The organism is Pseudovibrio japonicus, from assembly GCF_014651595.1.
GTDB lineage: Bacteria > Pseudomonadota > Alphaproteobacteria > Rhizobiales > Stappiaceae > Pseudovibrio > Pseudovibrio japonicus.
This window is the reverse complement of the sequence record NZ_BMXE01000005.1, coordinates 16,980-30,754: the sequence shown is the minus strand read 5'-3', so window position 1 is coordinate 30,754 and position 13,775 is coordinate 16,980. Positions and strand designations below refer to the sequence as shown.

At 55.0% G+C, this 13,775-nt stretch carries 14 protein-coding genes and 1 pseudogene; 3 read left to right on the top strand and 12 right to left on the bottom strand.

The window, feature by feature from the left end:
• Positions 1-108: 108 nt before the first annotated feature.
• The 5 genes from IE076_RS14405 to modA form a co-directional block, all read right to left on the bottom strand.
• Positions 109-1,476 (bottom strand): sigma-54-dependent transcriptional regulator, encoded by a 1,368-nt coding sequence (locus IE076_RS14405; RefSeq protein WP_189437723.1) that lies wholly within the window; start codon positions 1,474-1,476, stop codon positions 109-111.
• Positions 1,457-3,253, bottom strand: a complete 1,797-nt coding sequence (locus tag IE076_RS14400) for a sensor histidine kinase (RefSeq protein WP_244649698.1) — start codon at positions 3,251-3,253, stop codon at positions 1,457-1,459. The genes IE076_RS14405 and IE076_RS14400 overlap by 20 nt, the downstream gene beginning before the upstream one ends.
• Before the next feature lie 203 nt (positions 3,254-3,456).
• Positions 3,457-4,524, bottom strand: a complete 1,068-nt coding sequence (modC, locus tag IE076_RS14395; RefSeq protein WP_189437495.1) for a molybdenum ABC transporter ATP-binding protein — start codon at positions 4,522-4,524, stop codon at positions 3,457-3,459.
• Positions 4,517-5,221 carry a molybdate ABC transporter permease subunit gene (gene modB, locus IE076_RS14390; RefSeq protein WP_189437494.1) on the bottom strand — a complete coding sequence of 235 codons (705 nt, stop codon included), beginning with the start codon at positions 5,219-5,221 and terminating at the stop codon, positions 4,517-4,519. The genes modC and modB overlap by 8 nt, the downstream gene beginning before the upstream one ends.
• A complete protein-coding gene (gene modA, locus IE076_RS14385) occupies positions 5,218-6,003 on the bottom strand; it encodes a molybdate ABC transporter substrate-binding protein (protein WP_189437493.1) in 786 nt (261 codons plus the stop codon). The genes modB and modA overlap by 4 nt, the downstream gene beginning before the upstream one ends.
• Before the next feature lie 162 nt (positions 6,004-6,165).
• Here modA and IE076_RS14380 point away from each other — a divergent pair, with 162 nt between their 5' ends.
• On the top strand, positions 6,166-6,621 hold the full coding sequence (locus tag IE076_RS14380) for an acetyltransferase (RefSeq protein WP_189437722.1): 456 nt from the start codon (positions 6,166-6,168) through the stop codon (positions 6,619-6,621).
• A gap of 48 nt (positions 6,622-6,669) precedes the next feature.
• On the opposite strand, the gene IE076_RS14375 is transcribed toward IE076_RS14380, so the two are convergent.
• Positions 6,670-7,113 carry a RidA family protein gene (locus IE076_RS14375; protein WP_371871509.1) on the bottom strand — a complete coding sequence of 148 codons (444 nt, stop codon included), beginning with the start codon at positions 7,111-7,113 and terminating at the stop codon, positions 6,670-6,672.
• 187 nt (positions 7,114-7,300) lie between these two features.
• On the opposite strand from IE076_RS14375, the gene IE076_RS14370 reads away from it, so the two are divergent.
• The gene (locus IE076_RS14370) at positions 7,301-7,987 is read left to right on the top strand and encodes a helix-turn-helix transcriptional regulator (RefSeq protein ID WP_189437491.1); all 687 of its coding nucleotides are present in this window, start codon (positions 7,301-7,303) and stop codon (positions 7,985-7,987) included.
• Positions 7,988-8,045: 58 nt separating this feature from the next.
• Here IE076_RS14370 and IE076_RS14365 read toward each other — a convergent pair whose 3' ends face one another.
• Positions 8,046-8,510, bottom strand: a complete 465-nt coding sequence (locus IE076_RS14365; protein WP_209009132.1) for an SRPBCC family protein — start codon at positions 8,508-8,510, stop codon at positions 8,046-8,048.
• Between the two features lie 113 nt (positions 8,511-8,623).
• On the opposite strand from IE076_RS14365, the gene IE076_RS14360 reads away from it, so the two are divergent.
• Entirely contained in the window at positions 8,624-9,322 is a 699-nt protein-coding gene (locus IE076_RS14360) for a helix-turn-helix transcriptional regulator (RefSeq protein WP_189437490.1), read from the top strand.
• 73 nt (positions 9,323-9,395) lie between these two features.
• Here the strand turns inward: IE076_RS14360 and IE076_RS14355 are convergent, their stop codons facing one another.
• The 5 genes and pseudogenes from IE076_RS14355 to IE076_RS14335 all read right to left on the bottom strand — a co-directional run bounded on the left by IE076_RS14355 (position 9,396) and on the right by IE076_RS14335 (position 13,717).
• Positions 9,396-10,283, bottom strand: coding sequence for an NAD(P)/FAD-dependent oxidoreductase (locus IE076_RS14355; RefSeq protein WP_189437489.1), 888 nt, complete (start codon positions 10,281-10,283; stop codon positions 9,396-9,398).
• A 51-nt stretch (positions 10,284-10,334) separates the two neighbouring features.
• Positions 10,335-10,751: pseudogene (locus IE076_RS23095) on the bottom strand (carbon-nitrogen hydrolase family protein); the annotation flags it as partial.
• A 134-nt stretch (positions 10,752-10,885) separates the two neighbouring features.
• The gene (locus tag IE076_RS14345; protein ID WP_189437488.1) at positions 10,886-11,455 is read right to left on the bottom strand and encodes a GNAT family N-acetyltransferase; all 570 of its coding nucleotides are present in this window, start codon (positions 11,453-11,455) and stop codon (positions 10,886-10,888) included.
• 103 nt (positions 11,456-11,558) lie between these two features.
• Positions 11,559-13,166 (bottom strand): GMC family oxidoreductase, encoded by a 1,608-nt coding sequence (locus IE076_RS14340; RefSeq protein ID WP_189437487.1) that lies wholly within the window; start codon positions 13,164-13,166, stop codon positions 11,559-11,561.
• A gap of 83 nt (positions 13,167-13,249) precedes the next feature.
• Entirely contained in the window at positions 13,250-13,717 is a 468-nt protein-coding gene (locus tag IE076_RS14335) for a DUF1203 domain-containing protein (RefSeq protein WP_189437486.1), read from the bottom strand.
• Between the last annotated feature and the right edge of the window lie 58 nt (positions 13,718-13,775).

Sequence of the window (13,775 nt, the reverse complement as noted above, 5' to 3'; positions counted from 1 at the left end):
GTTCCAATAGTTACAGACACTTACGGAATTTCACCTAATTATTCATTTTGCATTTGTTACGAATAAGTAACATTGATTACTCAAAAATGTGTCGAATTCGACACATATCTATTCACCAACCTCATCCTTGCTTAAGCCGTACTTTTTCATCTTCTCGTAAAGCGCCTTGCGAGATACGGAGAGCGCCTCATAAGTCGGCTTGATCTTACCTTCATTCTTCTCAAGCTCGGCAGCAATAATATCGCGTTCAAAGGCACTTACACGCTCAGAGAGTGTCCCGCTCTGTGCCCCGGAAACACCATCACCGGCGCTCACTGGCTTGACCTGTCCTTCCAGCCCCAACACAAACCGGTCCGCCACATTGCGCAGTTCACGTACATTACCCGGCCAATCCCGCTGCATTAACTCTGAAAGAAACTCTCTCGAAATCTCCGGAACTTCTTTACGATACCGCGCCCGAGCTCCTCGAGTCAGATAGTGGAACAACACCGGAATATCCTCCAGCCGCTCCCGCAGCGGCGGAATAGCCAGTGTGATTACATTGAGGCGGTAAAACAGATCCTTCCGGAACCGCCCTTCATTGGATGCCGCTTCAAGATCTTCCTTGGTTGCCGCCACAAAACGCAGATCCAGCGGAATCGATTTGTTCGACCCAAGCCGCTCAATCGCCCGCGTCTCAAAAACCCGCAGCAGCTTCACCTGCAAGTCCAAAGGCATGGACTCAATCTCATCCAGAAACACAGTCCCACCATGGGCGTGTTCCAGCTTACCAATGCGCTGACCACTGGCACCCGTAAAGGCACCCTTCTCATGGCCAAACAACTCACTCTCGATGATATCCGCCGGCAACGCCCCGCAGTTCAGCGCCACAAACGGTCCATCCTTGCGCACACCTTCCTCGTGCAAAGCGCGGGCAACCACCTCTTTGCCGGAGCCAGTCTCACCTAAAATCAGCACATCCGCATCCGTGCCAGACAGCGCCGTAATCATATTGCGCAAGGCTTCCATCGAAGGCGACTTGCCGACAATCCGCTCTTCCAGCCCAGAAAGCTTTCCCAGCTCTTCACGCAGAACACGGTTTTCCAGCGTCAGGCGACGCTTCTCCAACCCGCGCTGAAGAACGGTGACCAGCCCACTGACAGGAAACGGCTTCTCCTTGAAATCATAGGCCCCTGCCCGCATGGCCTCGACCGCCAGCGGCACATCGCCATGACCTGTGATCAGCACCACAGGCAGAGCACTGTCGATCTCGAAGGCAGCCTTCATCAGATCAAAGCCACCCATCTTCGGCATGCGGATATCGCTGACCAGAACCCCGTAGAACTCATGCGTAATGTGCTCCAGTGCTTGCTCAGCGCGGGAAAACGCCATCACGTTGTAGTCGGCCAGTTCCAGCCCTTCAACGAGCGCCTCACGCATGTCCTCGTCGTCATCGACCAGAAGAATGGTGGCTTTATCAATCGCCCATACGTCCATACTCAATTTCTTTTTCCTTAGGATCGCCGGAAAGGGCCGCTGCATCCTGCAGCACAATCACAAAACAGGCACCGCCAAGCTCGGATTGCTCATAGCGCAGCTCCCCTTCAAGGTCCTTGATTATTTTAAAGGCAATGGACAGACCAAGCCCCAATCCTTCCCCCACATCCTTTGTAGTGAAGAACGGATCAAATATGCTCGCGGCAACATTATCCGGCACACCCGGCCCATTGTCCTCAAACCGAATGACCGCCTGCTGCTCTTCGCGCAAAACAGAAATCCGGATCAACGGACCGTCCTGCGCCTTCATCGCATCCAGCGCATTGCCCATCAGGTTCATCAGCACCTGTGACAGCCGCACCTGACCCGCAAGAACCTCGATGGATTTATCATCCTGCACCACCTCAAGGTTCACGCCCATCTGCTTGCAGCGCGGACCCGTCAGCATCAGCACTTCGTCAATGACGGCAGAAACCTTCACCGGCATCAGATCACGCCCCGCTTTGCGGGTAAACCCTTTCAGGATCTGACTGATCGCCGCCATCCGCTCCACCATGGCAACGATCTTGCCAAGGCTCTTGAGTGCCCGATCAGACTTGCCACTCTCAATCAGCACCTGCGCATTTTCAGAGTGGGTGCGGATCGCGCCCAGCGGCTGGTTAAATTCGTGAGAGATCGCGGCAGACATTTCACCCAGCGTCGCAAGCTTGGCAGACTGCACCAGCCCTGCCTGCGCGTGCTGCAGTTCCTTCTCGGCCACCTCGCGCTCTCGCACTTCCTGCGCCAGCAAAGCATTCATGGTGGAAAGCTCACGCGTGCGCTCATGCACCCGCGCTTCCAGCCTCTCCGCATAATCCTTGTCCTGCCGCATGCGCTCCAGCAACCGCCGCCGCCGCTCCCCGGCCATCCAGAACAGACCGCTACTCACCACGCACAAAAGCACAGCAACCAGCGCCGCCCAGATCGCCTGCTGACGAACCTGTGCCGTGTCCGCAAACAGCACCACCTGCCAGTTCAATACGGGCAGATCCTGCTCAATCATCTGGAAGTTGGTCTTATTAAGCGGCGGGTTCAGACGCACCAGTTGGAAATCCTGATCCTCCCAGCGTCGATCAATAACACCGTTCTGCTCACCCGCTGCACGCCCATTCCGTGCGGTACGCTCAGCATCCAGACGCTCACCACGCCAGCTCGCCTGATTGGTCGCCACCACAATACCGTTCTGATCAACAGCAACCAGCCGGTCCTTGGAAAGCGCCCAGTTTTGCTCCACCTCTTCAAGGCTGACGCGCACAGCGATGAAACCATAATCCTGCTCACCCTGCCGCACAGGCGCGATAAAGACATAACTGGCGGCTCCACCATTTCGTGACAGCACCAGCTGCCGGCCCAGCCGCCCCTGCCGCGCAGCCTGCAACGCATCCCCATACGAGGACACGCCCAGTCCAGCCACACTGGCATGCTCAATCAGGTTGGAAGCAACTATCTCGCCTTCTGGCTTTTGAAACCACACCTCCTGTGCACCGGACATTCCCGCAATCACCTTGGCAACATTTTGCCCGCGCTCATGCTCATTATCGGCAAGGATACGCACAATGTCAGAGCGCTGCGCCAGCAAGGGCGGCAGCAAACGGTATTTGTCGAGATACTTTTCGAGCCCGGCAGCCTGTACGGACAAAGTCGCCTGACTGCGCAACTGCAAATCAGCCATATAAAACTGGCTGCTCAGCTTCATCGCGACCCAGGCAACAATGAGAGCAAACAGCACAAACATCATGAGCGCCACTCTGGACACCCGATGCCATCGCTCTGTTCTGCTCTTCCGTCTCACGTCACTTGTCCGATACGCAGGTTAGAGCGCATCCCCGAAAACTCGAGGGTTCTCCAAAAAGGATACGCGTGAAGATATGCTGTAACCGCGACGCCTCCCGTGACATCGCTGAAATACGCTCAATCATCTACGGTTTAACCCGTGTTTGTTCACTGGTCCAGCGCAACACTTTTAATCAAAGCAAATACCTTTTGTCCGGCGGTCAACTGCAGCTCGTGCACCGAGTGGCGTGTCAGCCGCGCCCGCAAGTGCTGCTCCCCAACCCGGCAATCCACCTCGGCATAGGGGCCAGAGGTCTCCGTAATGCCTTCAATCACAACAGAAAGCACATTGCGGATAGAAGCTTCATCAGGCGCCTTGCGCGCAAGAGCCACATCCTTCGCCTTAATGCGAATACGTGCATCCTGCCCCACCTCGCCCAGCATACCGGGCAATTGCAAGATCTGCCCTTCCAGACCAAACTCGGTGATCTGCCACTGCGCATCATAGTGGTCCAGCTTGGCAAACAACAGTGAGCCCGCATCCGGCCCACTCGCCAGTTGCGGCAATTCCAGATTACTCAGCATCTGCGCAATTGGCCCATGCGCCACCACAGTCCCCGCATCCAGCAGCACCAGCGTATCCGCCAGCTGCTCAATCTCGCCCAGACTATGGCTCACGTAAAGCATGGGAATGCCGAACTCGTTCTTCAGCTTCAGAAGATACGGCAGGATCTCCGCCTTGCGGGAGGCATCCAGCGAAGCCAGCGGCTCATCCAGCACAAGGATCTGCGGATTGGAAAGCAGCGCTCGCCCAATCGCCACTCGCTGCTTCTCGCCACCAGAAAGCCCATGGGGACGGCGCTTGAGCAAATGAGCAATCCCCAACAGCTCAGCAATCTCACCCAAACCAACAGCAGACTGACGCCCCGCAGCCCACTGGCTGTAAAGCAAGTTCCGCTCCACGCTCATGTGCGGAAACAGGCGGGCATCCTGAAACACCATACCCACCCCGCGCTGCTGAACAGGCACATTGATGGAAGCTGCCCGATCAAACACAACCCGCTCGCCCAGCGCAATGCGTCCGCGATCCGGAGCAGACAGCCCCGCAATCATACGGATCAGCGAGGACTTGCCAGCCCCCGACCGACCAAAGATCGCCGTAATCCCACTGTTCACCGTGAATTTCGCGGAGAGCGAGAAGTCGCCCAGCCTGCTGGAAATATCGACATCAATCATGTCGCCCTCCCAACTTGCGGGAAAGACGACGAGAGATAATCTCGGAGAACACCAGCGCACAGATGGAAACGACAATCGCAATCACAGTCAGCCTGATCGTGCCAGCCTCACCCGAAAGACTCTGCATCTCCGTATAAAGCGCAAGCGACAGCGTCCGCGTTTCACCGGGAATGTTGGAAACAAACGTGATCGTTGCCCCAAATTCACCCATCGCCTTGGCAAACCCAAGGATCGCGCCACTCAGAATGCCCGGCAACGCCAGCGGCAGCGTAATCAGCAAGAATGTCCGAAGGCGCGAGGTCCCCAGCGAATGGGAGGCTTCTTCCAGCTGCCCATCGGAAAGCTCAAAGGAAAGCTTTACAGGCCGAATGATCAACGGAAACGCCATGACCCCGGCAGCCAGCGCCGCCCCCGTCCAGCGGAAGGCAAACACAATGCCAAACACATCAGCAAAAAAGGCACCCAGCACGCCCTGCCGCCCAAACAGCACCAGCAGAACATACCCTGTCACCACAGGCGGCAGCACAATCGGCAAATGCACCAGCGCATTAACCAGCGTATGACCGGGAAACTTCCAGCGGGCGAGAACATAGCCAAGCAGAACCGCAGGCGGCAGCGCAATTGTTATTGCAAGGCCAGCAACCTGCAGCGACAGCTTGATCGCTTCCCATTCTGCATCCGTCAGATAAAAGCTCAATCGCCACTCACTTTAAAACCATGGACCCGAAAGATCTCCTGCCCTTCAGCACTCTTCAAAAACTCCAGGAACTCTACGCCACTTTTCGAATGCACAGAGGTCAACGCTCCGGGAATAACAATGGGATCATGACTGTCCTGCGGAATTTTCGCAAGCACGCGAACCCCTTGCTCCACTTGCGCATCAGATGCGTACACCAGTGCCAGCGGCACTTCCCCCCGTGCAGCTGCAGCCAGAGCAATACGCACATTCTCAACCGGCGCTACCCGCTGTGCCACACTCTCCCACAAACCAAGATTAATCAGCGCGTCTTTGCCATAGCGCCCAGCCGGCACCGTCTCCGGCTCGCCCATAGCAAGGCGCCCATTCGCCAGCGCTGCCTGCAACGCTTCAGGCTCCAGCTCAACCGGCATGGCGTCCAGCTCCTGCGAACCAACCAGCACAAGCCCGTTTGACGCCAGCTCAACCACACTGTCATCCACGAGAACACCATTGCGGACCGCATATTCCATCCACGCATCATCCGCCGTCACCAGCAGATCAGCGGGCGCACCAGCAACCACATGGCGGGTGATCGTTTGCGTGCCACCAAAGGAAAATTCAGTATCCGTGTTGTGGGTCTGGTCAAACACCGCACCAGCGTCTTCAAGCACATCTTTTAAGCTGGACGCCGCAAACACCAATATCTGCTCCCGCTCCTGCGCAAACGCAGCAACGCTGCCTCCACCAACCAGCGCAAGGCTCACAACAACCGCACCAAGAAAACGCCAGATACCAGCCACAACCAGCACACTCCATTTCGCAAGTCAGGCTTGAACTATAACCACCTGCCCCACCTAAACAACTGACCTATATCAGGATCTCTATAGCTTTCGCCAAACACATTCAAGAAAAGCGCAATCAAAGAACCTTGCGAGCACCTATACAAACTTGTAATGACGCATATGTTTCAAATTCGCCCTTCAAACGAGCAAGACACCGCCCAAATTTTGGAAATCTGGCGCAGAGCTGTCGACGCAACACACCACTTTCTTGAGCCGCATGACCTTAAAGCAATTGAGCAAGAGGTTGCCGCCTTCTTTCCTCAAGTGCGTTTTGTCCTAGCAGTGGACGATCAAGATAAGCCACTCGGCTTTATGTTTTTACATGAAGGACACCTGGAGGCGCTGTTTGTTGATCCCTCACATCATGGCAAAGGCATCGGCAAACAGCTCATCAAAGCCGCACTTGCTGAGCACCCGAACCTGACAACGGATGTAAACGAGCAAAACACTCAGGCTGTTGGTTTTTATCGTAGCATTGGGTTTCAGGAAACAGGGCGCTCAGAACTCGACGCTCAAGGCCGCCCCTATCCCCTCATCCACATGCGTTTTGCAAATAACAGATGCACCACTGCGTAAAAGCAACCCAACACCAGCCCGTCTAAACGGTCACTACAAGTGCTGGCGCTATGGCAGCACAACCACCGCATCCACCTCAAACAGCATCGGCTCAATTGCCAACTTGGGAACAGGCACCAACGTCTGTGCCGGAAGCGTTTTGCCAAACATCTCAGCGACGGTTTGCGTCAGTACGCCGAGCTTCGACGGATCATGGTCAACCACAAAGACGGTAAGCTTAGCAACCTGCGCTGGGGTGGCATCAAGCGCATCAAGCACCTTTCCTAAGTTTGCGTAAGCCTGTTTCACCTGCACCGCAAACTCTGGCGAATAAGCACCGTTGTCATCAACACCTCCTTGCCCGGACACATACGCAACCCGCCCACCAGTTGGCGCAACCACTGAAACGCTATAGCCGTGAGCGGATGGATCATAAAGGTTTGCTGGATTAACGATGGTTAGCTTGTCCATCTCGTCACAAGCTGAAGCAGTAGTTGGAAAGCTGGTAGACATTATGAGGAATCCTCCAAGTATATGAATAGGTTTTAAGCGCAACATGCCGGTCTCCCTGGCTCATCTCCCAGAGCGTGAAATGTCAGCTCTGTGCCGCTCCTTCATACGAATGGGCTCCTGACAATTCCTGTCAGCATGGCTATGCTCAGACTCATTCCCGTTGGCAGGTTGAAACTGGAGACTGTTTGTGAGCCGCTCAGATCGCCTCATTCGCCTGATGCAAGTCTTGCGGCGCTTACCATCGCCGGTAACGGCATCACGGCTGGCTTTGGAAATGGAAGTCTCGGAGCGTAGCATCTACCGCGACATTCAAAGCCTTCGCTCCTCTGGCGCAATAATCGATGGCGAAGCAGGCTTTGGCTACACGCTGACGGAAGACCCCTCACTGCCGCCAATGCATTTTGAAGCCGATGAGGTGGAGGCCTTGGCTCTTGGCCTGCATACCGTAGCTAAACTTGGCAACACTGAGTTCACCTACGCAGCACAAAACGCTCTGGTGAAACTGGAGGCAAGCCTTCCGCAAAGCATGCGCCAACGCTTGCGTCACGCCACAGTTGGCAGCCACATCTTGCGCAACACGCCCACATCTGAAGCCGATTTCCCTGGCCTTCGCGAGGCAATCTGGAATGAACAGGCGGTCCGTCTGGATTATCTGGATTTGAACGACCGCCAGTCCAAACGCAAAGTCTGGCCACTCACCATCTACTTCTTCAGCGAGGTGCAGGCCCTGATCGCATGGTGCTGCCTACGCGAAGATTTCCGCATGTTCCGGCTCGACCGTATCCAGTCCGTTGAGTTTCTGGAAGAATTCTTCCGCCCGAAACGCGTCGGACTGCTGCGCGATTACTTTGAGCGCGAAAGAGAGTGTGAGTAAGCCTCAACTGACGCAATCATCTCCTCCCCACCCGGACCTGCTCCCTATCGACCCTTGCCTATGCTGCAAGTGCCCGCGGCACCCGAACCTTATCAGCCAGACCCCTCAGGTTTCCGTCAATAACCTTGCCCATCATGATTTTCAGGAGCGTCTGACCCATCAACCACCCGAGGGGACCGTACTTCATGCGAAACTCAATGCTCCACACCACCAGCGTCCGTCCCTGCCCTTGCGGCTTGATGCAAATCTCAGCATACGCTTCCTTCAGCGGCATCGGTGAAGTTTCACTCAGCCGGACCCGGTAGCGGTGATTGGGGTCCCACTCTGTCACTTCTTCAACAACGGAGTTGCCATCCTCAAAGTGACAACGCCGCTTTGAGCCAACCCCATCGGGCCCTTCCGTCATAGCGTCAACAGACGTCACAAGCGGGGCATACTCATCAACATGCATAAACCGCCCGATAACATCCCAAACAACATCAGGACGGGCATCAATCATCATGGTTCGTTCACGGCGTATCATTTTGGTTTCCTCTGACGTGGCAAATATGTTGCTATTGCGCTTTGGTGCTGAACCATTGATACAGTTGCGCTGCTGACACCGTTATGGCAGCAGCATGACAGCAGGAGCCCGCAATGCGTCGTACGGAACGCCTTTTCCACATTATCCAGATTTTGCGGTCGAGCCGGTCTCCTGTGACAGGACGCGCCCTCGCAGACGAGCTCGAAATATCCCTGCGAACACTGTACCGCGACATGGCTGAACTCATGGCCCAGCGGGTTCCGATCACCGGAGAAGCGGGAACAGGCTATGTGCTTGATAATGCCTACGACATGCCACCATTGATGCTGACAGCTGACGAGCTGGAAGCCGCAGCGCTAGGCGCCGCATGGGTTGCAACACAGGCAGATCCATCACTTGCACGCTCCGCCAGAGACTTGGTGGCCAAGCTATCTGCTGCCATTCCGCAGGAGCTGCGCCCAATCATATTGGACGCTGGCCTCAAACCCATCTCAACAACGGCGACTATCCACGAACAGTTCGACGGCACCCTCTTGCGCCGCGCCATCAGAGACCGCTCCAAACTGCAACTCACCTATCAGGACAAGAACAATCAACTAACCAACCGCCTGATCTGGCCTCTGCTCATCGCCTACCTGGACAACGTCCGCTACATCGTTGCCTGGTGCGAAACACGACAGGACTATCGGCATTTCAAGACGGATCGGGTGCGCTCCTTAGAGGTCCAGAGCGACAAATACCCCGCACGCCGCGCTGCTCTGATCAAAAGCTGGGAAGAAGCAATGGCCGCAAAGCAAAAAGCGCCTGCCTGATACGCCTTACCGATCCCTAGACCCTACCGATGAAGAACCTGAACGCGCGCCAAATAAGCCTGGCTCTGCCGCTTTACATATGCGGATTAATCAATGAGTGGTGCACCTGCATTCCAGCCAAGGCACCATCACCCACGGCAAGCGAAACCGAGTGCGGAATACGGGCAACATCACCGCAGGCAAAAATCCCGGGAACCGTTGTCTCCTGAAACTCATTCGTCACCAGCTGCTGCCCCATAGGGTGCTCCTCAAGCCCACAGCCCGCAGCCTCGGCTAAAGAGTTGGATGGAAACGTATTTGAGACAACAAAGATGCCCGAGAATGACAGTTTACGGCCATCCTCAAGCACAATATCCGCTGCCCCCTCAATGCGACTGATCCCGATCTCCTCAAGCACGACCCCTTGCCGAAGCAATTTTTCACGCTGCTCTGCATCCAGCGGCATGGCATTGTTTGTAAAGAAGGTCGTGGCACCCCAATCCGGCATAACCTCAGCCTGCAGCATTGAGACAGAATTAAAGGCAATCACAGCAATCGGCCCCTTATCCAGCTCATAGCCGTGACAATAAGGGCAATGGAAAACCGACTTGCCCCAACGCTCTGCCAGCCCCGGAATATCCGGAAGCTCATCACGAACACCAGTGGCAAGCAATAGTCGGTGAGATGTAAAGTCCGTTCCCATATCCGTGCGAACACGAAACATGCCAATCTCGCCTGAGATCTCCTGAACCGTTCCCTCATACCAGGTCAGATCAGGATAGGCCGCAAGTTGCCGCCGTCCTTCCTGCCATATGTCATCAGGGTTTGCCCCATCACGCCCCAGAAAACCGTGAGCACGCTCGGTAAAGCGGTTCCGCCTCTCACCAGCATCAATCACCAGCACTGACCTGCGAGCCCGCAACAATTGCAAAGCAGCCGCCATCCCGGCGTAACTCCCCCCAACCACAATCACATCATGCATGCTCTCGTTTCCCGTCGCTGGCTTTAGACACTCCGCTCAAACACTCCCCAATCATGCCCTAATTTCTGCAAAGGCATCCTTAAGCACTGTGGTTAGGGATTGCTTATGGAGGAAACAGCTTCCGATTGGATGTGGCGAAGACTTAATGCAACACAATGAAGAAGAGGGTTCACTCCCCGCAGCATACCAATCGGTAATCTCGGAGTGCGAACAAAACCTTTTGTCGTAACGATGCTCAATCTGCCCACGATCATTGATCACAAAAAGACTATTGGTGGGCCTGAAAGCGTCTCCCCGATAGCGACTGCATCCCAGCACCACCCAAATTCCAAGGCGCTTTGCAGTCTCAACAATCAGCGACAAAGCATCTTCTAATTGCCGCCAATCCACATCCTCCCAACTCTTAATCTGTGCCTTAACGTAACCAGAAAGAACGCACTCAGGAAAATGAACGAGCCACGCTCCCCGTCGGCTCGCCTCTTACATAGCTTCACGAATATGTTGGCGGTTAACATCAATATCTGCCGTAATCAGAGTTTGCGCAATTGCCACAGAGATGCAGCTTGCCATAGCCTTCCTCCCCAACAGACACGAAAACGTCCCTAAGCCTCATCGAGCATAACACGACTGCCAATCCGCTCCTTCAGCACCTCGGGAGACACATGCCTCCAGATCTCGGCTGGTGTTTTCTCAGGCAAGCTGAGGTTGCTTTCGTGTTGAGCACCAAGCCGTTTGGCAAGCGATCTGGAACCTTCATTTCTGACATCAATCAGACTGATCGCGGTTTTCCAGCCCAACTCATCATAAGCGTATTGCAGAGCGGCCAGTACCGCCTCTGAGGCGTAGCCTTTACCATGAGCTTCTGCCCTGAACCCGTAACCCATCTCCGGCTCCGGCCAGTCCAGCGGATACCAAGGCCCAGCGTAACCGATAGTTTGACCATCCTCTTTCCGCTCAACCGCAAAAACGGTGTAACCGCGCAAATGCCAATGCCCCATAAGGGTTGCCATTTGCCTCCAGACCGTAGCTTCGGAGCGAGCGCCACCGACGTACTTGGCCGTCGCCTCATTGCAAAAAATGCTCGTAAGACACTCAAAATCCCGCTCAAGCCAGGTTCTTAAGATAAGACGTTCGGTTTCAATTCTAGGGATAGGAAGCTCGGTAAAAGACAAAGGAAAACCTCAATATTCTCAATGTAAAACTAGAATATACCAGCCTGAAAAGGCACGATTAGAGAGCCGACTTTAGGCACAAAGAAGCACTAAACCAAGCCCCTTATGCAGTCCCACCTCTCCTTCGATCCTCACGGATCATATCAGATGCCTTTTCGGCAATCATGATGGTGGGAGAGTTGGTGTTGCCGGAGGTGATGCGGGGCATGATGGAGGCGTCGACGACGCGCAGGCCCTCAAGGCCCTTCACCTTCAGCCGTTCATCAACCACGGTACCCATGGAACACGTACCAACAGGGTGGAAGATCGTAGTGCCAATATCACCAGCAGCAACAGCAAGCTCCTCATCGCTGACGAGATGCGCACCCGGCAGATACTCTTCCGGTGAGAACTCGGCCATCGCCTTGGTCTCCATAACCCGCCGCGTGAGACGCAAACTCTGAGCAGCCACCCGCCGGTCGCTCTCAGTCGAAAGATAGTTCGGCTGAATCTTCGGATGCGCCGTCGCATTGCCAGAGCCGATATGGACACTGCCCCGCGAGTCTGGCCGCAAATTGCAAACACTGGCCGTAATCGCCGGGAAATCATGCAGCGGTTCACCGAACTTGTCCAGAGAAAGCGGCTGCACATGATATTCGATATTCGGTGTCTCAAAGGAATTATCAGAGCGCGCAAACACCCCAAGTTGACTAGGTGCCATGGACATTGGCCCAGACTGGTTAAGCGCATACTCCGCCGCAATCTTCGCCTTACCAATCAACGAGTTCGCCCGTTGATTCAGCGTCACCGTATTTTGAACCTTATAGATACTGCGGATTTGCAAATGGTCCTGCAGGTTCTCCCCCACCTGAGGCTGGTCCAACACCATATCGATGCCAAGCTGATTCAACTGCTCACCGGATCCAATACCAGACAGCTCCAATATCTGCGGTGACCCGATTGCGCCTGCACTCAGGATGATCTCACCCGTGCACTTGGCAGAGGTCATCTCCCCCTTCACCATCATGCAAACACCAGTCGCACGGCGCCCGCCAAATTCCAGAGCCGTCACCTGCGCATTCGTCACAACCTTCAGATTACTGCGCCCTGCAGCGGGCTTCAAAAACCCCTTGGAGGCATTCCACCGCACCCCTTTGCGCTGGTTCACCTGAAAATAGGAGGAGCCGAAATTATCGCCGCCGTTGAAATCATCAATCTTCGGAATGCCCACTTCCTCGCACGCATCACGAAACCGGTCCAGAATAGGCCATGACAGACGCTGCTCCTCAACGCGCCATTCTCCACCCTCACCGTGCACGGCAGAAGAGCCGGCAAAATGATCCTCTGATTTCAAAAAGTACGGCAGCACATCATCCCAGCCCCAGCCAGCAAAACCCAGCTGGCGCCAGTTGTCATAATCCTGCGCCTGCCCGCGCAGATACAGCATGCCGTTGATCGACGAGCACCCGCCCAGCAACTTGCCACGTGGGTAATTCAGCTTGCGGCCATTCAGCCCCGGCTCAGCTTCCGTTTGGAACCCCCAGTCCATGCGTGGATTGCCCATACAGTAGAGATAGCCAACCGGAATATGCACCCACGGATGCCTATCGTTGCCGCCAGCTTCCAGCAACAGCACCTTCACATCAGGGTCCTGAGAAAGTCGGTTGGCAACGACACAGCCCGCCGAACCGGCTCCCACCACGATGTAATCCCAGGTTCCCAACGTGCGCATACTAGCCCTCCCAAGCCCCCATCCTCTTTGGGACCTAGGATAGAAACTGAACCTACCAATTGCACTAGTAAGATAGGTTTAGATCAATCCCGATGTGCCACTGCTGCAAAACAACCACGCCGCGCATAATGCATTTGAATATAAGAGACTTCCGGATTCTGAAAAAAACTCTCCAGCATCGACTTGATGTCATCCCCCTGCGCGATATCCGCTTCAACCATCATGTGGTTTGCATCAAAACCACGAAGTGAGAGCAAGCGGGAAGACAGCGACACCGGAACCTCATTCACATAAGGCGCAGCGTCAGAGGCATTCTCGCGCACGAAAACCGCATGGGAGGCTTTGTAAGGCGTATCATGAGGCTGGTAGGTATAGTTCAGCAGAAACACGCGCTCGCCGACCTCCGCATCATCCAGAGTGACACGGCAGGGAAAGCCCGGCTTCTCATTGGCCACATAAACAACCACATTACGCTCTGCCAGCTGCTCGTCACTCAGGCCGTTCAGCGTTTTAAACTCGTCAGATTTCAGTCCAGAAATAATAAAGGCCATAGGTCCCTCCTCAAGTTGGGAACAACCTATGGCCTACTGCAAACCGTAACCACCCGAT